At 65.0% G+C, this 22,814-nt stretch carries 19 protein-coding genes; 8 read left to right on the plus strand and 11 right to left on the minus strand.

Features of this window, described 5'->3' with window-relative positions:
• Positions 1–46: 46 nt before the first annotated feature.
• Together HIM68_RS14620 and HIM68_RS14625 are read right to left on the minus strand one after the other, a co-directional pair.
• Positions 47–1,585: an MFS transporter gene (locus tag HIM68_RS14620; RefSeq protein ID WP_139909402.1), complete on the minus strand. Its 1,539-nt coding sequence runs from the start codon at positions 1,583–1,585 to the stop codon at positions 47–49.
• Between the two features lie 312 nt (positions 1,586–1,897).
• Positions 1,898–3,442 carry an aminotransferase class V-fold PLP-dependent enzyme gene (locus tag HIM68_RS14625; RefSeq protein WP_310650291.1) on the minus strand — a complete coding sequence of 515 codons (1,545 nt, stop codon included), beginning with the start codon at positions 3,440–3,442 and terminating at the stop codon, positions 1,898–1,900.
• Between the two features lie 91 nt (positions 3,443–3,533).
• Between HIM68_RS14625 and HIM68_RS14630 the strand changes: the two genes are divergently transcribed.
• Positions 3,534–4,538 carry a LysR family transcriptional regulator gene (locus HIM68_RS14630; RefSeq protein WP_172173387.1) on the plus strand — a complete coding sequence of 335 codons (1,005 nt, stop codon included), beginning with the start codon at positions 3,534–3,536 and terminating at the stop codon, positions 4,536–4,538.
• 34 nt (positions 4,539–4,572) lie between these two features.
• Here the strand turns inward: HIM68_RS14630 and HIM68_RS14635 are convergent, their stop codons facing one another.
• The 6 genes from HIM68_RS14635 to HIM68_RS14660 form a co-directional block, all read right to left on the minus strand.
• The gene (locus HIM68_RS14635) at positions 4,573–5,958 is read right to left on the minus strand and encodes a tripartite tricarboxylate transporter permease (protein ID WP_172173390.1); all 1,386 of its coding nucleotides are present in this window, start codon (positions 5,956–5,958) and stop codon (positions 4,573–4,575) included.
• Positions 5,955–6,377 (minus strand): hypothetical protein, encoded by a 423-nt coding sequence (locus tag HIM68_RS14640; RefSeq protein WP_172173393.1) that lies wholly within the window; start codon positions 6,375–6,377, stop codon positions 5,955–5,957. The genes HIM68_RS14635 and HIM68_RS14640 overlap by 4 nt, the downstream gene beginning before the upstream one ends.
• Positions 6,378–6,425: 48 nt before the next feature.
• Positions 6,426–7,361, minus strand: coding sequence for a hydroxymethylglutaryl-CoA lyase (locus tag HIM68_RS14645; protein ID WP_172173396.1), 936 nt, complete (start codon positions 7,359–7,361; stop codon positions 6,426–6,428).
• Complete coding sequence (locus HIM68_RS14650; protein ID WP_172173399.1) at positions 7,358–8,632, minus strand: hydroxymethylglutaryl-CoA reductase, degradative; 1,275 nt, start codon at positions 8,630–8,632, stop codon at positions 7,358–7,360. The genes HIM68_RS14645 and HIM68_RS14650 overlap by 4 nt, the downstream gene beginning before the upstream one ends.
• 150 nt (positions 8,633–8,782) lie before the next feature.
• Positions 8,783–10,681: a GAF domain-containing protein gene (locus HIM68_RS14655; protein ID WP_172173402.1), complete on the minus strand. Its 1,899-nt coding sequence runs from the start codon at positions 10,679–10,681 to the stop codon at positions 8,783–8,785.
• 78 nt (positions 10,682–10,759) lie between these two features.
• Positions 10,760–12,046 carry a pyridoxal phosphate-dependent aminotransferase gene (locus tag HIM68_RS14660; protein ID WP_367647555.1) on the minus strand — a complete coding sequence of 429 codons (1,287 nt, stop codon included), beginning with the start codon at positions 12,044–12,046 and terminating at the stop codon, positions 10,760–10,762.
• Between the two features lie 155 nt (positions 12,047–12,201).
• Here HIM68_RS14660 and HIM68_RS14665 point away from each other — a divergent pair, with 155 nt between their 5' ends.
• From HIM68_RS14665 to HIM68_RS14675, 3 genes are all read left to right on the plus strand, one after another.
• A complete protein-coding gene (locus tag HIM68_RS14665) occupies positions 12,202–12,837 on the plus strand; it encodes a TetR family transcriptional regulator (protein ID WP_139909394.1) in 636 nt (211 codons plus the stop codon).
• A 109-nt stretch (positions 12,838–12,946) separates the two neighbouring features.
• Positions 12,947–13,786: an ABC transporter ATP-binding protein gene (locus HIM68_RS14670; RefSeq protein WP_172173408.1), complete on the plus strand. Its 840-nt coding sequence runs from the start codon at positions 12,947–12,949 to the stop codon at positions 13,784–13,786.
• Positions 13,783–14,517: an ABC transporter permease gene (locus HIM68_RS14675; RefSeq protein ID WP_172173411.1), complete on the plus strand. Its 735-nt coding sequence runs from the start codon at positions 13,783–13,785 to the stop codon at positions 14,515–14,517. The genes HIM68_RS14670 and HIM68_RS14675 overlap by 4 nt, the downstream gene beginning before the upstream one ends.
• 37 nt (positions 14,518–14,554) lie before the next feature.
• Here the strand turns inward: HIM68_RS14675 and HIM68_RS14680 are convergent, their stop codons facing one another.
• The 3 genes from HIM68_RS14680 to phoA form a co-directional block, all read right to left on the minus strand.
• Positions 14,555–15,913: an amino acid permease gene (locus tag HIM68_RS14680; RefSeq protein ID WP_253903995.1), complete on the minus strand. Its 1,359-nt coding sequence runs from the start codon at positions 15,911–15,913 to the stop codon at positions 14,555–14,557.
• A gap of 291 nt (positions 15,914–16,204) precedes the next feature.
• Positions 16,205–16,780 carry a GNAT family N-acetyltransferase gene (locus HIM68_RS14685; protein ID WP_172173417.1) on the minus strand — a complete coding sequence of 192 codons (576 nt, stop codon included), beginning with the start codon at positions 16,778–16,780 and terminating at the stop codon, positions 16,205–16,207.
• A 104-nt stretch (positions 16,781–16,884) separates the two neighbouring features.
• On the minus strand, positions 16,885–18,678 hold the full coding sequence (gene phoA / locus HIM68_RS14690; RefSeq protein ID WP_172173420.1) for an alkaline phosphatase: 1,794 nt from the start codon (positions 18,676–18,678) through the stop codon (positions 16,885–16,887).
• 294 nt (positions 18,679–18,972) lie between these two features.
• Between phoA and HIM68_RS14695 the strand changes: the two genes are divergently transcribed.
• The 4 genes from HIM68_RS14695 to HIM68_RS14710 all read left to right on the plus strand — a co-directional run bounded on the left by HIM68_RS14695 (position 18,973) and on the right by HIM68_RS14710 (position 22,797).
• The gene (locus tag HIM68_RS14695) at positions 18,973–19,938 is read left to right on the plus strand and encodes an ABC transporter ATP-binding protein (protein ID WP_172173423.1); all 966 of its coding nucleotides are present in this window, start codon (positions 18,973–18,975) and stop codon (positions 19,936–19,938) included.
• 1 nt (position 19,939) lies between these two features.
• A complete protein-coding gene (locus tag HIM68_RS14700) occupies positions 19,940–20,806 on the plus strand; it encodes an ABC transporter permease (protein ID WP_172173426.1) in 867 nt (288 codons plus the stop codon).
• A 100-nt stretch (positions 20,807–20,906) separates the two neighbouring features.
• Positions 20,907–22,214 (plus strand): histidine kinase, encoded by a 1,308-nt coding sequence (locus HIM68_RS19375; protein WP_172173429.1) that lies wholly within the window; start codon positions 20,907–20,909, stop codon positions 22,212–22,214.
• Positions 22,192–22,797, plus strand: coding sequence for a response regulator transcription factor (locus tag HIM68_RS14710; RefSeq protein WP_172173432.1), 606 nt, complete (start codon positions 22,192–22,194; stop codon positions 22,795–22,797). Before HIM68_RS19375 ends, HIM68_RS14710 begins: the two co-directional genes overlap by 23 nt.
• Positions 22,798–22,814: the final 17 nt, after the last annotated feature.

A 22,814-nucleotide genomic window follows, 5' to 3' on the forward strand; every position in this document is an offset into this window, starting at 1 on the left:
CGTTTCACTCGATCAGGTATCGCAGTCGATCAGGTTCTCACCTCGATCAGGCGGGTGCCTTGTCGGGGTCGATGTCGACGATCGGCATGGACTCGATGTCCATATCCGGGTTGTCGGCCTGAGTGCGAGCCAGCTCCTCGGCCTCCTCGTGGGTGTTCACCGTCGGGAACGAGCCCGGCAGCGGTCGGTGCGCCGATTCCTTCATGAGCAGCACGGCGACGAGTGCGACGACCGAGAAGAACATGATGTAGAACGCGGGCATGTACGAGTTGCCGGTGACATCGATGAGCGCCTGGGCGAACAGCGGCGTGGTGCCGCCGAACAGAGAGACGCCGAGGTTGAACGTCAGGCCCATCGCACCGTAGCGCGACGCGGTCGGGAACAGCGCCGGCAGGGTCGAGGCCAGGCAGGCGATGTAGAACCCGGCGGGCAGGGCGACCATGAACAGAGCCACCATCACTGCCCACATCTCACCGATCTGCATGACGGCGAACGCGGGAACGATGAGGACGATCGTCATGATGGCTGCTGCCAGGAAGACGAACTTGCGGCCCATCTTGTCGGAGAGTTTGCCGATGAGCGGCAGGCACAGCGACATGACGACGAGGACCGGGATCGTGGCCACGGCCGCCTGGACATTCGAGACCTTGACGGTCTCCTCCAGGTAGGTGGGCATGAAGCTCGTCAGCGCGTAGCCGACCGTCTGGGAGCCTGCGACGACGGCGATGCCGATGAGGATCTCTTTCCAGAAGTGACGGATGACGCCGATGAGGCCGTGGCGGGCGTACTTGTCGTCCTTGACCTTGACGTCGCGGCCGGCTTCCTCGCTCGATTCGAAGCTCGGGGTCTCCGGGATCTTCAGACGGAACCAGATAGCGACGGCGCCGAGCGGGATGGCGATGAGGAACGGGATCCTCCAGCCGCCGTCGAGCATGGCGTTCTCGCCGTTGATGGACGTGGTGATCACGGTCGTGAGAGCCACGGTTCCGGCACCGGCGGCGAAGCCCAGGTAAGAGCCGACATCGAGCCAGGAGGCCCAGTAGCCGCGGGACTTGTCCGGAGCGAACTCCGAGACATAGGTGGTGGCACCGGCGTACTCGCCGCCGGTGGAGAAGCCCTGGATCATTTTGAGCAGGTAGAGGGGGACGATCACCCACAGGCCGACCTGGGCCGCGGTGGGCAGGACGCCGATGAGGGCGGTGGCGGTGGCCATCGTGGCCATCGTGAAGAACAGGACCTTCTGGCGGCCGATCTTGTCACCCAGCGGTCCGAGCACCATGCCGCCGAGCGGGCGGACGAGGAAGGACACGGCGAAGCCGAGGAGGGTCACGAGCAGACCCATCTGTCGGTCCATGCCTTCGGTGAAGACGGAGGTCATCGTCACCGCCAGGTAGCCGTAGACGCCGAAGTCGAACCATTCCATGAAGTTGCCGACTGTGGTGCCGCCGATGGCGGTGCGGATCGATTTGGTTTCGACGACGATGCAGTCATCGGCCTCGAACCGCTTCTGTTTCTTTATTGCACGCCGTTCCTTGCGGGTCGGCTTCTTGTCTTTCTGCGCGGGTCTGTCGTGGCCTTCTGACATCAGTGGTTCCTCGTTTCAGCTGCTGCTAGGCAAGTTGCAGGGCCGAGTCGCCGGAATGGTGCGAACTCTGCGCGGCAGTTGCTGTCGGATTTCGACAATGCAGAACATCCTTGCTTGGTACTCAGGGAGTGTCAATAAAAATTGTGACACAGTTCACGCCGAATGCGCCCGAGGGTAGTTGCCTTCGTTGAAATTCGTCCAGTGGTCCAGAAAATACGCAAGAAAGATGTTGCCTAATTCGCAGTGGCACTTGTCCAGTGGCGTTGTCGGCAGCGACCGGCGGACACGGGGTGGACGGTGACTGCGCGAAGATCAGTTCCTGACGACGCGATAGGTCGCGAGGCCGGGATCGACGGCGCCGCGGACGTGGCCGGACGGACTCGCCGCCACGGCTTGGAGGAAGTCGACGGTGTCGGCGGTGATCTCCTCGCCGGGCAGGACATTGGGGATGCCGGGCGGGTACGCGGCCAGCGAGCTCACGCTCACCCGTCCGACCGCCTCGGCGGCGGTGACGAGTTCGGAATCGGCGAAGTACGCCTCACGCGGTGTCATCGCCAACCGGCCGGCCGTGGGCAGCGGCGGGAGGGAGGCTGCCGGGCTCGTCGCCATGGCGGAGTCCGTGGTTTCGAGTCGCAGGGTCTCCAGGGCATCGATGAGGCGGCCGATGTCCGGGGACTTGCCGATGCCGATGAGGGCGACGAGGGTGGTCGCCGTCGACATCTCGGGGAAGATGTCGAATTCCTCGGCCAGGCGTTTGCGCACCGTGTGACCGTCGAGTCCGGTGGCTGTGATGTCGATGGGCAGGCGGAACGGGTCGATGTCGACGACATCGGCATGACCGAGGAACTCGCCGGACAACAGGTGGTAGCGGTCGGTGGCTTCGATCTGCGCACGGATGTGGCGGATGTTCTCCAGCGAATCCGTGATCGCCTCGGTCGAGGTCATGAGTGCGCGGCGGGCGAGGTCGATCGAAGCCATGAGATGGGCGTTCTCGCTCGTCGAAGCGGTCATCATAAAGGCCCGGGCCAGCGCCGGTTCGAGGCGATCGGCGAATTCGGTGTCGCCGAGGTGGAGGAGCGCGGACTGGGTGAGCGAGCCTGCGAGTTTGTGCGTGCTCATGATGACGATGTCGGCGCCCTGGGTGACGGGGGAGGCCGGCAGGTCAGGGTGGAATCCGAAGTGGGCACCCCAGGCGGCGTCGACGATCAGTGCCGCGCCTGCTTCGTGGGCCGCCTCGGCGAGGGCTTCGACGTCGGCCACAGCGCCGAAGTAGCTCGGGGTCACGAGGTAGACGGCGGTCACCGGCTCGGGGTGATTGCGGATGGCCAGGCGCAGGGCGTCGGGGGTGACACCGTGGGCGATGCCGTTGACTTCGTCGACGTTGGGGTAGACGAAGCCGGGGTTGAGCCCGGCCAGCACGATTCCGTCGATGAAGCTCGAATGCGCGCTGCGCTGGGCGACGACGCCGGACCCGAGGGTGCCGATGGCCAGGGCGGCCATGCGGTTGCCCTGCGAGGAGCCGTTGGTGAGGAACCAGGTGCGGCGGGCGCCCCAGGCCTCGGCGGCCAATTGCAGGGCTTCGTCCTTCGGGGTGTCGACGCCGAGGTCGATTCCGTCGAAGAGCGGGGGGATGTCCAGGGAGAGGGTGTGCTCGCCGAAGAATTCGGCTTGACCTGCGGAGATGCCCTCGGTCGTGCCTCCGTGTCCGGGGGTGGACAGGAACAGCGAGTTGCGGTCGGCCGCGTGCGCCAGAGCTTCGGCATAGGGCGCGCGTGACTGCGTGAGGGCAGGATGCATCGGCGACCCCGAGGAGGAGTGCGGGGCCGGGGGCATGGGGGAGTCCTGGTGCACGGTCATGCGTCCAGATTAAGGAGGCGAGCAGGTACGAGAGAATAGCAACTTTCCTCTGTTGCTCTATAGTCAGTATTGAACTCAATGGGGGAGATCAATGGAACCACTCGATACCCGCGGCCTCACCGCTCTGCGCGCCGTGGCCGACACCGGATCCGTCGCCGCGGCCGCTGCCGCGCTGCAGTGGAGCCAGCCGACGGTCAATCATCATCTGCGCAATCTCGAGCGTGCCCTCGGCGCGACTCTGCTCGATCGCACACCGCGCGGATCACAGCCGACGACCGTGGGCAGCCTCGTGGTGACCCGAGCCGTGGAGATCCTCGGACTGTGCCAGCGCCTCGGCGCCGAGGTGGCTCTCTGGCGAGAATCTCAGGCCGTGCCGGTGCGCATCGGGGCCGTGCCCACCGTCGGTGCTCGCGTCATCCCGCGCCTCCACGATCAGCTGCAGGCTCGCCCGAGGTGGCAGACCCGTGACGAGGCGGTCGCCGGTGACCGGACCGACGTGCTCACCGCGGCCCTGGATGTGACGATGGACGAGCACGCGAAGCTCGTCTCCCGGCTCGAGTCCGGGGACCTCGACCTCGCGCTTCTCGTGTCGACCGATCTCGACCGGACGTGGATCCCGGCGACGCTGACTGCCGCGCACCTGTATTCGGAGAGGCTGTTCCTGTGCGTGCCGCGCTCGATCGGGCCGATCGAGCGCGATTCCCACGGCATGCCCGACCTCGCCGTGCTCGTGTCGCAGACCTGGGCGTTCAGCATCGACCCCGGTGACGCCATCGACGAGGTGGTCCGCTCCTTCTGTCTGTCCGCGGGCTTCGAACCCCGCGTGGGGATGCGGATGGATGACTATGCGGCCATCAACCGGATGATCTCGGCCGGTCTGGCGGTGGCGATGATCCCCGAGTCATCACTGTCGACCGACCCGGACATCACCGTCATCCCGATGCCGCTCAGCGACTGCCGCCGTGACGTCCTGCTCGTCTCCCGGTCCTCGCGACCACAGGGGCGCGCGCGTCACGATCCGATCGTCGATGCGCACAATTCCGCCATCACCGAGGTGGTCGCCGACGTCCGTACCGTCACGCGGCAGTGGCGGTGATGCTGCGGTTTCAGAGCGGCGGTCAGAACGTGCCTCACAGCGCGAGGATCGCGGGCACGGTGAGCACCGCGACGTAGTAGCCCATGAACTGGACGCCGGCGTGCATGCCGATGAACCGGTTGAAGAGTCCCCCGACGAGGCCGACGGTGATCGTCACTCCGAGCGCCAGCAGACCGCCTTCGTAGAGGCAGATGACGCAGATGAGAGCCGCGAACCCAGCGATGATTGCCTCGTGGGAGACCGATCGCATCACCCAGGTCGCCGCTCGGTGAGCGTTCGTCATCACGAATGGGTAGGCGATGGCGACCGCGATGACCGCCGCGATCACGGAGAAGAGCGCGAACTGTCCGGTCGTGAGCAGGTCGTGGAGGTTGTTCGTCGTCCCTGCCTCGGTATCGAGTGTATAAACAGGAGGAGCGTTGAACAGCGGTCCTGCGGGACCGGCTGCCATCGGTGACAGGGGCAGGCCGATCGCGATGAGCGGGATGAGAGTCTCGGCGATATAGGTCGACTCTGTGGTTCCGTTGCGGACAGTGATGACGGTGGTGAGTCGTTCGTACCCGTTCTTGACCCGGCTTCCGACGATCTCGCCCATGAGCACAGCCATGGCCACGGGGGAGAAGACGAAGGTCGCGCTGGTGATCGCCGCTGAACCGCTGGTGTATGCCAGTTGCTTTCCGGTCAGCACCCTGAAGGGGTTCGGCATCCTCGATCCCCCTGCGGGCCGGACGTCGGGAGCAAGATTGAATTCCCGTTTGCCCGACTGCTGCATCGAGCGGCGTCCGGCGGGGGAGAGCGCAGCGAACAGGTCGAAGATGAGCGGCCCGGTGGCGATGCCGAGGAAGAACGAAGTGGTGAAGGTCGCTTCCTTCTGCTCCATGATGAAGGCCTGCAAGCCGACGATGAGCAGGACGAACGGGACGAGCCCCGCAACTGCAGCGAGCTTGCCCTTCGAGGTATAGGCGACGAGGACGGCCGCGGCGATGAAGATCCAGGGAGCGGCAGCGCCGATCGCCTCGGCGAAAGGGGTGAGTACGAGGGCGAACACGATCGACAGCGGAATGGCAATGGCAACTGAGACGACTCCTCCGGAGATCGCCTTCTGAAGTGCGATATGCGGGATTCCGAGAGACCTCAGCAGCTGCGCCTCACGCAGCATCGGCACTGCCGTGGTGTCACCGGGAATTCCGAGGAGAGTTGTCGGCACGGCGTGGGAGATGTGTTTGGCAATGATCGCGGCGAGGAAGAACGCGAGCACCCCGGCAGGAGGCACCCCGATGAGGATGACAAGCAGCGCCAGCGGTGCCACGATCGCCGTCTCGTCCGTGCCCGAGATCAGTCCGATTCCGGTGAAGAGCACCCCGGAGAGAAGCGCCATCCCGACGGCCCACAGTACTGGTTCGATGAGTTCCGCGGTCACTGGTGCCCACCCTTCTCGCGGATGCGCGCCTCATGGTTGTCGACGAGGGCGTCGAAGAGACCGAGGGCTCGGACTTCTGCCTGAACCGCCGGACCGAGGTCGCGGGGGTCGCCGAGATCCCCGTATTCCTCGACGACCTCGTCGATGATCTCCTGCCGGTTGCGGGTGTCGGCCGCCGAGGTGGTGATCACTCTCTTGGGTTTGAACAGAAATCCGGAGATCACGGCGCCGACGATGCAGCCGACGATGCCGACGAGGAGCGCATAGGAGTGACCCAGCGCTTCATCGTCTCCGGCAGCGAAGAGATGATCGGCGATGAGGTAGGCCGGGACTGCTGTCCCGACGGCTATGGCGATACCGCCGATGAGATGTCTGGGGTCGACGGTGTCATTCCACACCTCGAGCAATTGCGGCATCATTGCCTGCCTTCTGTCGGCCGACGGCTGTCGGGAACGTGAACGATGGAACTACCGGCCGAGGATGGCCGAGGATGTTGCGGATGGAAGCGGAATGCCGAGCTGCTCGCCCAGCCACTGGCTGATCGAAGCCACGGCCTCGTTGTCGACGCCGGTGGAGATGCCCAGCCCCTGAAGCATCCAGAGAAGATCCTCAGTGGCCAGGTTTCCGGAAGCTGTGCGGGCGAAGGGGCAGCCACCGATCCCTCCTGCCGATGCGTCGAACTGACTGACACCTGCTTGAAGCGCGGAATAGACATTCGCAAGCGCCTGGCCATAGGTGTTGTGGGTGTGCAGGGCGATCCGATCGATCGGAATCCCGGCGCCGACCAGGCTATCAAGAACAGCGGTCACATGACCGGGAGTCGCGGTGCCGATGGTATCGCCGAGCGAGATCGTCAGGCAGCCGGCATCGACGAGGCGACGCGCAGCCGTAGCGACGCGATCAGGATCGACCGCGCCTTCCCAGGGGTCCCCGAAGACCATCGACAGATAGCCGCGCACTCGCAGGCCCGCCACAGTCGCTGCGCGTGCCACCTCGAGGCTGCGATCGGTGGTGTGCTGAAGGGAACCGCCGAGGTTGGCCTGCGCGAACGATTCGGTGACGCTGATGAAGACCGAGGCATCCTTCGTTCCCGCCGCAACGGCATCATCGAGACCGCGCTGGTTTGGGATGAGGACGGGGAACGCGACTTCGGAGTCCAGGTCGAGCCCGGCGAGCACCGATCGGGTGTCGGCCATCTGGGGAACGGCCCGCGGAGAGACGAAGCTTCCGGCTTCGATGGTCTTCAGGCCGGCTCCGGAGAGCCGCCGAATCAGTTCGAGCCGTGTTGAGACAGGCAGTGTACGTGCTTGCGACTGCAGACCATCTCGAGCGCTGACTTCGCAGATACTGACTTCGGTCGGCAGGTTCGACGACGCGAACTGCTGTGGAAGCTGTGCCGTCATCGCGACACACCGGAGCGGAGTTCGTCGAGGATTGACTGGACCCTGTCGAACCGGAAGGCCCTCTCCTTGATCAGGCGGTCCACGATGATCGCTGTCTCCTCGGCGTTCGCTCCGGCAGAGGCCGCGAGGTTCTTCGCATGAAGTGACATGTGTCCGCGCTGCACGCCCTCGGTGGCGAGAACTCGCAGTGCCGCGAGGTTCTGCGCCAAGCCGGCGGCGACGATCATCTCGGCGAGATCCTGTGCGCTCGCCACTTCGCCGATCTGCAGTGCTGTGCGCGCGGCGGGATGGACCTTGGTGGCACCCCCGACAAGGCCGACCGGCATGGGCACCTCGAGGGTGCCGACCAGGTCGCCGTCGGCATTCCTCTCAAACGTCGAGAGGGAAGAGTAGCGGCCGTCTACGAGCGCATGGGAGTGCGCTCCGGCCTCGACCGCGCGGGTGTCGTTCCCGGTGGCGAGGACGACCGCGGAGATGCCGTTCATGATGCCCTTGTTGTGAGTGGCCGCTCGATAGGGATCGGCTGCGGCGAGTTCGTATGCGTGGAGGATGTTGTCGATGACCTCGTCTCCGCCGAGCAGATCCCTGTCGAAGACTGCCCGTGCCCGAGACAGTCGACGGTCCGCCTTGTTGGTGAGGATGCGCAGGAGCGCGTCACCTCCGGCGATCGCTGCCACGGTTCCGGAGACCGCCTCAGCCATCGTGTTGACCGCATTCGCCCCCATTGCGTCTCGAACATCGACGAGGAGGTGGACGAGAACATACGTCATCGTCCGTGCCTCGACGAGGCGGACCTCGATGCCCTTGACCCCGCCGCCGACCTCGACGAGCTTGGGATCCTGCGCATTGGCCAGGTCGATGATCTCTGCTTGGCGTTCGAGAACACGTGTGCGCGCGGCCTGCGGGTCCGCCACGTTGATGAGTTGGATCTGTGCCTGCATGACGGGCTCGGTCGAGCTTGTGAAGAAACCGCCGTGCGGACGTGCCATTCGTGCTGCGTTGCTGGCGGCGGCGATGACCGAGGCCTCTTCGGTTGCCATGGGTACGAGCACGTCGGTGCCGTTGATCGTGAAGTTGGTGGCTGCGCCGAGCGGAAGCGAGAACACGCCGAAGATGTTCTCGCTGAGGTTGGCGGCGTCTTCGGGACCGAAAGCGTCCGCATCGAGCTGGCTGAACAGTTCGGCGTCGAGCCCAGTCGAGGCTGCGACGGCTTTCCTGCGATCATCGACCGACATATTTCGGAAGTCGGCAATTCGGCTGTTCACTGCCATCGTGTATCTCCAGTCAGGTCGTCATTGGCCGACATCGCCTGTCGGTCGGAGTTCCTCCGCAGATATCAGTCAAACAATGCACGCGGGAATCTGCCATGTCTTTTTCGGATGTGAATATCGCTCAGCTATGGCTGTTCCAGACATGGAAGCTTAGGAAGATGACTTCAGCTTGTCCAGGCGGAGCGCGACCTGGAGGCGGAACGCCCGCTCCGGTGTCCTCCACTCCTGACCGAGCACGAGATCGGCTCTCTCAAGCCGTTGCTTGACGGTGTTGACATGCACTGACATCTGAATCGCGGTTCTGCGGATGTTCATCCCGGACTCGAAGTATTCCCGCAGCGTCGAGATCAGCTCGGCTGAATGGGTTCGGTCCCATCGGCGCAGCGGCTCGAGCATCCGTTGCATGAATCTCTCCGTCTGCTCCGGCGCGGTGCCGAACATTGCGGTGTAAGGCGCGAAATCTTCCGTGGGAAAGGTTCCTTCGCTGATGCCGAGGGAATTGAGGATGCGGATGCACGACCACATTTCGTCCTCGGCAGTGCGCAGCTGATTCCTGTCGTAATCGGTGTCGGAGATGATCACCAGCGAACTGTCGAGGGAGCCCGACTCTTCGAACAGAGTGTCCAGGGTGGGCCTGTCGCGGATCACGGCGCTGGGGAGGAGCACCGTGATCCCGGGGGATCGCTGCGTCATGAGAATGCGCGGCTCGACGCGGACTAGGCGAGCGGCGATGCGGTCATCGTTTTCGATGTCGCCCTGAATCGTCATGAGTCTCCAGGGTCCGGAGAGGCTGAAGCTGCCGGTTCGGGAACGGGCCTCGAGCTCACTGAGATCACGAGTGCCGGCAATGATGTCGACTGCGAGTTCTCCACGGACTCGGTTCTCGGCATCAGCCCGGGCTTGTTCGTTCATTCGGATGAGCGCTAGCGTCTGCGCCGCCTGGGCGACGATGTTCGCGTCGCCGTCCGCCGGTTCGTCGTTGAAACGCACGAACAGTGCGCTGTGCTGTCGGCGGTGAGACGCCACCGAGGCGACGTACATGTGCTGTGCACCAGCGACCTGTGCGCTTCGGCCAGTCGCCCGGCTGTGACTCAGTGCCGTTCGGACGTCAGCATCGTCCACCGTGATGCCGTCGAAGAACGCCTCATCGGCGGGGAATCTCGGAGAGCCCAGACGCCCGCTGTCGACGACGATCACGTCGGCCTCGAGTAATTCGGAGATAGCGTCGAGAACTGCGGGGACTCCTTGTCCCTGCAGGACGAGCTGCGTCAGCTGCTCCTCGACCTCGACGAGCCGTTGGAGGGTGCTGGCCTGCGCGGCTGCCGTCTCCTCGGCTTCCGCGGAGGCTTGGGCCGCCTCTGCGAGGTCTCCCATCAGCTGCGCCGTCTTCAGCACCACGGAAGCGTGGTCCGCGAGAGCCGACAGCAGGGTGATCTCGTCGGTAGTGAAGTCATGTGGGTAGCGGTTGGCCGCGAAGAGGGCGCCGAGGACTTCGCCGTCGACGACCATCGGCACTCCGAGGAGTGATTCCATGCGCTCGGCCTTCACCGCGGAGTCGACGCGTCTTTCGTGCGGCAGCCGGGTCAGATCGTAGTTCGACGTCCACTGTGCGGCGCGATCGCGCACGACCTGTCCTGCCAGTCCGACGCCGGGAGGCACACGCAGTTCTTTGAGATTCGCCGAGATCGCTCCGCGACTTGCCTGAACACGCAGGTCGTCGGTCTCCGGATAGTACTGGGAGAGGTAGGCGATATCGCATCCGATGAGTGTTCGGGCACGGTCGACGAGCTTCTGCAGCAGCTTCTCGGTGTCTCGCACACGGATGAGCTCTGAAGCGCTCTCCAAAAGAGCCGAACGCTCGCGATCTTTCTGCTTCCACCGGGTCATGGTCGCCGACAGATCGGAGAAGGATTCGATGAGGTCGTGGTGGTCCCCGAGACCACGGGATAGGGCCGCCCGGTCGAGATCTATCCCGCGGGAGAGAGCTCTGACGATTTCGGCCACGGCGGTGGCGGACACGGTCCCCGACTCATCATCGATCTCTGTCATGAGACCAGTGTCGCAGGGGCTCGGTGCCTCCGCCGCACCCGGCATCGGATGGGTGCTTCGCCTGAGCGGTCGTGGCCGTCAGCCGGCCGCAGGTGCTCCCGCGTGCTCGGGCTCGCGCACCACGGGCAGCTCGCACGTCGTCGGAGCGACCTGCCGGTAGACGGAGAGGAACGTGTCGAGGCGTTCGATCGCCTCGGTGAGCACCTCGACGGACGGCAGGGTGACGAGTCGGAAGTGGTCGGGCTTGGGCCAGTTGAAGGCCGTGCCGTGGGAGACGAGGATCTTCTGTTCGCGCAGCAGGTCGAGGGCGAACTGCTCGTCGTCGGTGATGCCGAACTTCTCGACATCGAGCTTTGCGAACATGTACAGCGCACCGTCAGCCCGGTGGGCCGAGACACCGTCGATCGAGTTGAGCCCCTCGTAGGCGACCTGCATCTGCGCGCCGAGGCGGCCGGTCGGCAGAACGAGGTCGTCGATCGACTGCTTCCCGCCCAGGGCCGCTTGGATTGCGTGCTGGGCCGGAACGTTCGAGCACATGCGCATATTCGCGAGCAGCTTGATGCCCTCGAGGTAGCTGTGCGCCTCTTCCAGCGGTCCGGTGATCGCCAGCCAGCCGGAACGGTAGCCGGCGACCCGGTAGGCCTTCGACAGTCCGGAGAAGGTCAGGCACAGAACGTCGTCGCCGGTGAGAGTGGCCATGTTGACGAGTTCGACGCCGTTGTAGGTGATCTTCTCGTAGATCTCGTCGGAGAAGACGATGAGACCGTGACGGCGGGCGATGTCGGCGATCTTCTGCAGCGTCTCCTTCGAGTACACCGCACCGGTCGGGTTGTTCGGGTTGATGACGACGATTCCGCGGGTGCGTTCGGTGATCCGGGATTCGAGGTCGTCCAGGTCCGGCTGCCAGGCGTCTTCTTCCGCGCAGCGGTAGTGGACGGGGGTGCCGCCGGACAGCGCCACCGAGGCGGTCCACAACGGGTAGTCGGGTCCGGGCACGAGGATCTCGTCCCCCGGGTTGCACAGGGCCTGCAGACTGAGGGTGATGAGCTCGCTGACTCCGTTGCCGAGGAAGACCTCGTCGGTGCCGAGATTGTGGATGCCGCGGGTCTCGTAGTACTGGACGACGGCGCGGCGGGCGGAGAGGATTCCCCGCGAGTCGGAGTAGCCCTGCGTCACGGGCAGGTTCGCGGCGATGTCCTGGACGATCGCCTCGGGGGCTTCGAATCCGAAGGGGGCAGGGTTGCCGATGTTGAGCTTGAGGATCGTGTGCCCGGCGGCTTCCATCGCCTGGGCCTCTTCGAGGACGGGTCCTCGAATGTCATAGAGGACATTGGCCAACTTCGACGACTGCCTGAACATGTGAATCGAAAAACCTTTCATACGACTGCTGCTACATCCACGCTAGGACCCCCGCCGAGGTGGTTCTGACCAAACAGAGGCCCGTTTCCCAGACCTTTGCTCGGTTCGGAGGACCGTTGTGCAGACCTTTTGCAACTGGGTCTCACGATACTCTGGGGAGCATGGCGGATGTGAAGCCGGGGCCCCGTCGAAGGGGGCGCCCCCGTAAGGAAAACGGCAGTGAGGCGCGGACAGCGATCACCGATGCCGCTTCGGCCGAGTTCGCTGAGAAGGGCTATGACAAGGCGTCGATCCGTGGAATCGCCCGTCGCGCCCAGGTCGACTCCGCACTCGTCCACCACTATTTCGAGTCCAAGGCCGGCCTTTTCGCGGAAGTCGTTAAGCTTCCCGTGCGGCCGGACCGCATCATCCGCTCGGCCTTGGACGTCTCGGTCGACCGCCTCGGCGAGTCTCTCGTGCACACGGTGCTCAGCGCCTGGGAGCAGACAAGCGTGAAGTCGATCGGGGTGACCGTTCTGCGTTCTGCGGTGAGCGATTCGGCAGCCGGCCGACTGATCAGACAATTTCTCCTGCGCGAGCTCAAAGGAGCAGTGGCGGGAAGGATCGCGGACGGAGGCGTCGACCGCGCCGAAGCAGATTTGCGGGCCACGCTCGTCCTCACGCAGATGGCGGGTGCGCTCATGTTTCGCCATGTCCTCGAACTCGAACCGCTGGCATCGATGCCTGTCGACGATCTCACTGCGCGCCTGGCGCCGGCGGTGCAGGGCCATCTCGATGGCGTCGGCGACTCGATGTGAGCCCGAATGGCGGCCGTGCAGGCACCGCTCATCGGCGGCAGGGCGGCGGTCATGAAATCTCTCCGTGAGAACCCTTGACCGGAGCATTCTCGGATGTCATATTCAGCACATGATGAATAAGTCGGTGGAAGCACGAGGGCTGACAATTCGGAGGGGACGTGCCACCGTAATCGACTCACTGGATCTGGATGTGCCCAGGGGCGCGATCGTCGGTCTGCTGGGTCCAAGCGGCAGCGGGAAGACGACGCTGATGCGGGCCGTCGTCGGAGTGCAGATCGTCGCGGGTGGACGTGTGCAGGTGCTCGGCCGGCCTGCCGGTTCGGCGAATCTGCGGCATCGGGTCGGCTATATGACCCAGTCGGCGAGCATCTACGAGGACCTCAGTGTACGGGCGAACCTGCGCTACTTCGCACGGGTGCAGGGAGCTCCGAAGTCCGATGTCGACCGGGTGCTCGAACGCACGGACCTCACCGGGCAGGCCGACCAGCTGGCCCGGACGCTCTCTGGCGGTCAGGCCAACCGGGTGTCCCTCGCCGCGGCAATGCTCGGTTCTCCGGACCTGCTGGTCCTCGATGAGCCGACGGTGGGACTCGATCCAGTGCTGCGCAATGATCTGTGGGATCTCTTCCGGGGGCTCGCCGAGGAGGGGACCACGCTGCTCGTCTCGAGCCACGTCATGGATGAGGCCACACGCTGTGACCGGCTGCTGCTCATGCGGGAGGGCACGATCATCGCGGACACGACACCGCACGATCTGCTCGCCGGCACGGGGGCCGCCTCGGCGGAGGAGGCGTTCCTCGACATCATCGAGAAGGACACGGCCGGTGAAGGACCTGCCGGGCACGGACGCCGGCCGGGGACCCATCTGCTCTCCCGGAACGCGAACGGCAACGGTCGACCAAGCCACGATCGGCGGGGCCGCGGGACGAAGAAGGGAGGTCGGCGATGAACCCGATGCGCACCCTGGCCACGACGGGGCGTGTGCTCACCCAGATCCGCAACGATCCGCGCACGATCGCCCTGCTGCTCATCGTGCCCAGCCTGTTGATCGGCCTGGTGGCGTGGATCTTCGACGAGACCGAGGTGTTCGCCGACATCGGTCCGGCAATGCTCGCGCTCTTCCCGTTCATCGTCATGTTCCTCGTCACGAGCATCGCGACCCTGCGCGAACGTCGGAGCGGAACGCTGGAGCGGTTGCTGTCGATGCCGCTGGGCCGCGGCGATTTCATCCTCGGATACACCCTGGCATTCGGGCTGCTCGCCGTCATTCAGACGACTGTGGCCGTCTGCTATGCGACTCTGGTGTGCGGTCTGGAGATCGAGGGTTCGGTCGGGCTGCTCTTCGTCGTCGCGATTGCCGACGCCCTGCTCGGCACGGCGCTGGGCCTGCTGGCCAGCGCCTTCGCCCGCACGGAGTTCCAGGTCGTGCAGTTCATGCCTGTGTTCGTGTTCCCGCAGATCCTGCTCGGAGGAATCTTCTTGCCCCGTGATCAGCTGCCGGATGTGCTCGAGGTGATCGGCGACTGGCTGCCGCTCTCTCACGCGATCGATGCGCTGGATGCCGTGTCGACCGGCAGCGAGGATGACGCCTATATCTGGCTGCGGGTGCTCTTCATCGCCTGCTGGATCGTCGGAGCCATCATCGTCGGCTCGCTGACTCTGCGGCGTCGGACGCCGTGAGGCGTGGCGACAGCGCGGAAAGTTGCGAGCAGGGTCGTCAGTTCTTTCCGGACCCTATGGGTTCGGTGCGATCGGTGAGCGCGTACGGCCGACGGCCGCGACCGCGGACGAAGGCGAAATAGCACAGCCACAGCGCGACGACCCACAGCAGACCGACCCACAGAGCCGGTCGTGAGTCGGGGACTATGCCGACCATGACGACGACGAAGACGATGAACGCGACGGTGATCCACGATCCCACCGGCCACAGCGGCATGGGGAATTCGCTGGGAAGGCGAGCCTCCTCGGCGATCGCCTTCTTCATCCGGATATGGGAAGCGAGGATGATCAGCCACACGAGCACCGTGGCGAAGGTGGCCAGCGCTCCGAGGAGGAACAGGGCCTGATCAGGGTAGAGGTAGTTGAGGACGACGCCTGCGAGTAGCGCGACGATCATCGTGACCACGGTCATCACGGGCACGCCGCCCGGTGAGGTGCGGGCGAAGGACCGCGGAGCCTGCCCCTGTTCGGCGAGGCCGTGGAGCATCCTGCCGGCGCCGAAGATGTCGGCGTTGATGGCCGACAGGGCCGCCGTGATGAGGACGACCTGGAGGATGGCGGCCGCTGCACTGAAGCCGACGGAGTCGAAGATCGCGACGAAGGGGCTGATCTCGGAGGTGATCTGGTTCCACGGCAGGATGCACATGATCACGCCGAGGGTGAGGACGTAGAAGAGGAGGATGCGCACCGGCACCGAGTTGATGGCGGCCGGCAGCACCTGCTTCGGATTCTGCGCCTCTCCCGCTGTGACGCCGATGATCTCGATGCCGCCGAAGGCGAACATCACGATGGTGAACGATGAGAGCAGACCCCAGAATCCGTTGGGGAAGAAGCCGCCGTGGTCGAACAGAGCCTGCGGGCCCATCTGGTCGTGGTCGGCGATGCCGAAGCCGAAGATGATGATGGCTACTCCGGCGGCGATGAGGGCGATGATCGCAACGATCTTGATGAGTGCGAACCAGAATTCGAGTTCACCGAAGACCTTGACGCCGATCATGTTGATCGCGGCGATGAAGAAGACGACGGCGAGCACCCAGATCCAGCGGGGGACGCCCGGGAACCAGAAGCCCATGTACACGCCGATTGCGGTGGCGTCGAAGACGGCGACGAGAACCATCTCGAAGGCGAAGGTCCAGCCGACGAGGAAGCCTGCGAAGGGGTGGATGTAGCGGGAGGCATACTGGCCGAAGGAGCCGGAGACGGGGTGGCGGACGACGAGTTCGCCAAGGGCGCGCATGACCATGAAGACGGCGGCACCGCCGATGATATAAGCGAGCAGCACTGCCGGTCCTGCGGCTTGGATCGACTCCGAAGATCCCATGAAGAGGCCGGTGCCGATGGCGGAACCGAGGGCCATGAAGCGAATGTGTCGGGCGGTCAGGCCTCTTTTCAGGCCGGCGTTCTCTTCATGTCCGTCAGCGTTTGCGTCGCTGGGGAGCGCCTCGTTGCGGTCCTTGTCGGCTGGAGCCATCGGTGTCTGCTGTCCTCTTCTCTCGACTGACCGTGGCTGCGTGCCCATGTGATCGGCGGACCCGGCTCCACGGCCACCTCAGATTCTCACACCGAGGCGGCGGGCGAATACGGAAGCTGGCACAAAGAGTCCGAGATCTCAGAAAATCGGGTCGGACCGGCGTCTGGAACGGAACAGTCAGGCTGTCTGCCGATCGCTGGAGAGCATCCCGAAGATGAGGGTGTCGGTCCATTCGCCTTTCGACCACCAGTCCTTGCGCAGGTGCGCTTCCTCCCGCATCCCGATCCTGCGAGCCAGATTCGCCGAGGCGGTGTTCCGGGAATCCATCTGCGCGAACACCCGGTGGAGGCCGTAGTGGTCGAAGGCGACATTGAGGACCGCGATGGCCGCCTCGGTGGCGAACCCGTGGCCACTGGCGGCCGGATCGAGGATCCAGCCGATCTCGGCCTTCTGCTCACTGTCGTTGTCGAGCCAGATAGCGATGTCGCCGATGACGTGCGAACCGTCAAGAGAATCGAGACCGTCGGCCGTCTCGATGACCAGGGCCAGGGCACGGGATTCGGTCTCGAGCCCCGTGCGCTGCATGCGTTCTGAGACCTTGGTCCGGGCCACCTCGGCGGTCCAGGGATCTTCGAGGAGGAACTGGGAGACGTCCTCGCGGGAGAATATCCGCAGCTGATCCTCGGCGTCGGATTCGACATAGGTGCGCAGCCGCAGTCGGTCGGTGGTCAGCGGAAGTTCGATGGGTTCCATGGGCCCACTCTGCCAGGTCGACCTGAGGAGACGACGAACGATGCCGGACGCTTCGCTGGGAAGAGTCCGGCACCGTTCGCGGTCGGGCTGTGGTCGGGCTGGTGTCAGGCGGGGAGGATTCCGCGGCGCTTGGCCATGCGGATCAGAGCCGATCCGCCGATGATCGCGGCCACGCCGAAGAAGATCGCGGCACCAATCTCGACTCCGGTGCGCGGCAGGGTTCCGCCGCCACCTCCGGCCAGTCCCGGACCTTCGTCTCCTCCGCCGGTCGAGGCATTGCCTTCGCCGCCTTCGGAGCCGCCATTGGCACCGGCGCCGCCGCCAGCGGAATCGGAGGAGCCGTTGGCGTCCTCGGATGCGTTCGAGTCTTCGGTACCTGCCGCACCGTCAGTGCCACCGGCATCGGACGATCCCGCGGCATCGTCGGAACCGGCCGAGTCGTCGGAACCGGCCGAGTCGTCATTGCTGTTCGCGTCGTCGCCCGGGTCGCCGGGCACTTCGGCGTCGGGGTCGAGTCCCAGACCGTCGGCGATCGTATAGTGCATGTCGGTCTGGTCGGTCAGCCCGACGACATTGGCCGCGCCCGGTCCGTAGGCCGCGATACGCAGCTGCGTGCCGGTGTGGCCCTGTGACTCCTCTTCGTCAGCGGTCGCGTAATTCATCGTCATCTCCGAGCCGTCGGCGGTGGTCAGGGTCCGGGTGAGACCCGGGGTGTCCGAACCGGCACTGACGATCTGGCTGGTGTGAGCGTGATCGGCGGTGGTGATGACGAGAGTTTCGCCGTCTTCCTTCGCAAAGTCGAGGGCGGCCTTGACCGCCTCGTCGAGGTCGACGGTCTCACCGATCTGACCGCACGGGTTGGCCGCGTGATCCTGCTTGTCGATGCTCGCCCCCTCGACCTGGAGGAAGAAGCCCTTGTCATTGTCGAGCAGATCGACAGCCTTGTTCGTCAGCTGGTCGAGCTTCGGCACGTCCGAGGTGCGCTCCGGGTTGTTCTTGCACTTCACGGCCGGTTCGGTGCCACCTCCGTGCGTGGCCTTCGGTCCCTCCCAGCGAACGGGGAAATTGCCCTCTGTGAAGAGACCGAGCACCGGTGCATCCTGGTTCGCCTCGGTGACGGAGTCGAGTGAGTCGGAGTCGTCGACGAGCTGGTAGCCGCGTTCCTCCGCCTGCTCACGCAGCGTCTTGTCCTTCCAATCGCCGGCGGTGGCCTTCTGCTCGAAGGACGCCGAACCGCCGCCGAGGGTGACATCGGCACGAGCATTGAGGATCTGCTCGCTGATCGAGCCGAGACCGCCGTTTTCCAGAGTCTCGCCCGCGCAGTCCTTGGCAGTCTCCTCGGGGCCGTAGCAGCCGCGCTGGCTGATGTGGGCGAGCTGCGCGGCCGGAGTCGCGTCCTGGATCTCCGCGGTCGAGACGTCGCCGGTCTTCATGCCCTTGGCGCGGGCCATCTCGATGAGAGTCTTGTGCGGTTTGCCTGTCCGGTCGACGCCGAGAGCGCCGTTGTAGGTCTTCGTGCCTGATGACCACCCGGTGGCGCTGGCCGCGGAGTCAGTGACATAGTCCGGCTTGCCGGAGTCTCTGTCCACCGCGTAGGTCGTGTACTGCCCGGTCAGCGGCAGTTCGTCGAGGCCGTCGAAGCGACCATGGGCGCCCTTCGCATAGTTGCGGGCGGCGGTGATCTCCGAATCGCCCATGCCGTCGCCGATGAGGAGGATGACGTTCTTCGCGCCGGAGTCCTCGACCGCGTCGCGGATGGCGTCGGTGTTGTCGCCGTCGAGTTGGCGGGCTCCGCCGGGTTCGTCGATTCCTGCCGCCGAGGCGGGACTTGCGAATCCGAAGAGTGCGAGGCTGAGCGCGCCGGTTGCCGCGGCGAGTCGCAGGGTTGTCCTGGCCATGTGCAGTCCTTTCGTTGAGGTGCACAGGCGCTCACCGAAGAGGAGGCGTCGTAACGATTCGAGCGGTGCCGGAGGCAGGGCTCGGACGAGTGCGTGAGCGTCGTGTGCGAGCAGACGGCCTCCAACCTACTCAGCATTCACACAAGGCGAGTGGAGGGAACGTGAAGCCTGAGTTAACTCGCAGTTCGGTCTCTGCGTCTCCGCATTAGTTCTGCGAACCGATGACAAATGGCACCCCCGCCTCGGTGACAAATGGCATCTGTACACACCTGCTCCGATTTCTAGTCTGTGGACATGACTTCACAGACAGCGACTCACACAGCCCCTCCGACCCGGACATCCGCCGCGACCCCTGCAGCTGTCAGCCTGAACCGCCTGACCAAGAGCTTCGGCGAATTGACAGCCGTCGACGGCCTCAACCTCGACATTCGCCCCGGCGAAGTCGTCGCCTTCCTCGGACCCAACGGGGCTGGTAAGACAACGACGATCGACATGCTCCTCGGACTCAGCCGACCAGATGACGGCTCTGTCGAGATCTTCGGGATGCCGCCTCGGCGAGCGGTCGCGCTCGGGCTCGTCAGTTCGGTGATGCAGACCGGTGGACTGCTCGATGACCTCACCGTCCGCGAAACCGTCGACTACACCTCGGCGATCTTCGCCTCCTCCCTCGACACGGACCTCGTCCTCGAACGCGCCGGGATCACCGACATCGCCGATTCGGTGGTGAAGAAATGCTCCGGCGGGCAGAAGCAGCGCCTGCGCTTCGCCATGGCCCTGCTGCCGGACCCCGCCCTCATCGTCCTCGACGAACCGACCACCGGAATGGACGTCACCGGCCGCCGCGACTTCTGGCACCAGATGCGCGCCGACGCACTGACCGGCAAGACAATCCTCTTCGCCACCCACTACCTCGAAGAGGCCGATGAATTCGCCGACCGCGTCGTCCTCGTCGCAGACGGCCGGGTCGTCGCCGACGGACCCGCCCACGAGATCCGCGGCATGACCGCCGCGAAGACCGTGAGCGCAACCCTGCCGATGACCGACGACACCACCGAATCGGGCGTCAATGACCTGCTCGACCGCCTCGGCGGATTGGCCGGTGTCGAATCCATCGACGTCGCTGCCAAACGTCTGAAGATGCGCACCACAGACTCGGATGCAGCCGCGAAGATGCTCTTCGAGAACGCGTGCACCGACCTCGAGATCACCTCCCATTCGCTTGAAGACGCCTTCATCAGCCTTACCTCGAAAGGAGCCTGAAATGTCCGTTCGCCCCGACACCGCTGCCCACCCCGAATCCGCAGCCCACACTGACTCGCTCACTGACACCGAAACCCGCACCGCCGCCTCGGCGACGTTCCTCACCTCGCTGGAGAACCGACGGGTGCCCCGCCTCGGCGGATTCTCAGTCACCCTGCTGCGCCTCGAACTGCTGCGGAAGCTGCGCAACCGGCGCACATTGATCTTCACGATGATCATGCCCGCGGTCTTCTACCTCATCTTCGGCCTGACGAACAAGGGCGAGATGCTCGGCAGCACGGACGCCGCGCTCTACATCTCGGTCTCCTTGGCCACGTATGGGGCGATGATCGCTACGACCACGGGTGGTGCGCAGGTCGCCATCGAACGCGCGCTCGGGTGGAGCCGGCAGCTCGCACTGACGCCGTTGCATCCGGCGGCCTACATCCTCATCAAAGTGATCGTGTCCATGGCTCTCGGCGCGGTGTCCGTCATCGTCGTCTTCGTCCTTGCCGCCGTCACCGGTGTCCACGCACCACTGGGCACACTCATCGCCTCCGGTCTCCTCGTCATCCTCGCCTCCGGTGTCTTCGCCGCTTTCGGTGTCATGCTCGGATACCTGTTGCCGGCCGAAAACGCGATCCAGGTGGCCAGCATGGTCCTCGGCATCCTCTCGCTCATCGGCGGACTCTTCGTTCCACTCGAGATCTGGCCCGACACCCTGCAGACGATCGCCCGCTTCACCCCGGCGTACGGGGTCGGCGAAATCGCCCGCGCACCGCTTGGCGGGGGTTACGATCATTGGGCGATCGTCAGCGCGATCGTGTGGCTGGGGATCTTCGTGGCAGGTTCGGCCTGGGCCCTGCGCCGAGATACCGCACGAGTGTGAGGCCAATGGTCGCGAACGGGCCACGACACCGCATAAGTGAACGACGCGAACACGACGACCAGCATGACGGCCAGCGCACAGTGACCGAGGAAGGACCACAGTGACCACGCACGACACCTCCGGCGAGGCGAGGGCAGAGTCCTCGCCCGTCGGGCTGCGTTCGCTCAACTTCATGAGTTGGTTCTTTCCGTTCTTCTGGCTCGTCTTTCTCGTCTATCCCCTGAGCGCATCGTTCCAGCTCGGCGGAGCACAGCGGATCTGGGGCGTGAGCCTCACCGCCGCATTCGCCGTCATCTTCTACGGCGGAATGATCGCCGGCGGGGTCGGTCTCGGCACCTTCGCCCGCACGATGCGCGATCCCCACGCCCGCCGTACCCGCCGGGCGCTCATCATCGTCAATGCTTCGATCATTGCAATGATCGTCATCACTGCGGTGGCCGTTCCCATCGTCGGTGAGCAGGCGCTGGCATTCCTCGCCTATATCTCCGTCCTCTCCGTCGTCTCGATTCGGCGGGTGATACCTGGCCTCATCATTGCGGCATCGACGCTCATCGTCGCCGAGGCGGCCCAACGTCTCGTCCCCGGATGGACTCACGATTGGTCGTCCACCTTCGGGATCTCGATCTCCGGGTTCGCCATGGTCATGGCGCTCATGGCCGGCGACCGAGCCCGCGCGGCACGGGCGGCAGAAGAGGAGAACCGGCGACTCGAGCGGGAGGCCGAACGCTTGCGCGTGTCCCAAGTCGTTCATGATGTGCTCGGACATTCGCTCACCGTCATCGCGCTCAAGGCGCAGCTGGCGGCGAAGCTCGAAGCGGCCGGCTCGCCTGATGCGGCTCGGCATATCGCCGAGATCGAAGAACTCGCCCGTGGTGCGCTGGCCGATGTCCGGACCACAGTGCAGGGGACACGGACGATCTCCCTGGCCGAGGAGCTCGTCGAGGCGACTCGTGCGCTGCGCGCCGCCGACATCACGGTCGAGGCTCCTACCTCGGTCGATGTCGTCGACCCACGGCTGCGAGAACTCTTCGCCTGGAGTCTGCGTGAAGGCAGTACGAACATCCTCCGGCATGCCCGAGCCCGACGGGCCACCATCGTTCTCGAGAGGAATCGATTGACCATCAGCAACGACAACGGTCGCCGCGATGACCCCGCGCACCCGGTCACGGAGCTCAACCTCGGCGAGGTGGGTGCCGGATCGGGACTGCAGGGACTGCGGAGTCGGGCACGCGCACTCGGTGGGAGTCTGCGAACGCAGCAGACCGACGAAAGTTTCGAACTCATCGTCGAAGGAGCGGATGCGGACCTCGCGCGTCCCCGCGGGGACGCAGGTGGCGGCGAACTCGACGCGGGCGATGGACTAGGCGCAGAGAGGGGTGGGGCCGGTGACGACGCTGCTCATCGCTGACGATCAGACCATGGTCCGTGAGGCGCTCGCTGCCCTGCTCGGCATGGAATCCGACTTCGAGGTCGTCGCCCAGTGTGCCCGCGGCTCCGAGGTCGTGCCGGCGATCACCGCGACGCGGCCGGATGTGGCGCTGCTCGATGTGGACATGCCCGAACCCGATGGGCTTTCAGTCGCTGCCACGCTCAAGGACAAGTTTCCCGAGGTCAAGGTCATCATCGTCACGACCTACGGGCGGCCCGGTTGGGTCAAACGTGCCCTGGACGCCGGGGTCAGCGGGTTCATGGTCAAGGACGCTCCGGTCGATCACCTCGCCGAGGGGATCCGCCGGGTCATGGCCGGGATGTCGGTCATCGACCCCGAACTCGTCGTCGAATCGACGATGCACGGGGCGTCACCGCTGACCGCGCGGGAGACCGATGTTCTGCGCGCGGCCGCGGACGGGGCGAGCGTCGACGAGGTGGCCGCTCAGCTCTATCTGTCTGCCGGCACCGTGCGGAATCGACTGTCCTCGGCGATCGGGAAGACGAACGCCCGCAACCGTGCCGATGCCGCGCGGATCGCCGCGGAGAACGGTTGGCTGTAGCGCTCAGCCAGTCAGGC

Source organism: Brevibacterium sp. CT2-23B (assembly GCF_013168765.1).
GTDB lineage: Bacteria > Actinomycetota > Actinomycetes > Actinomycetales > Brevibacteriaceae > Brevibacterium > Brevibacterium sediminis.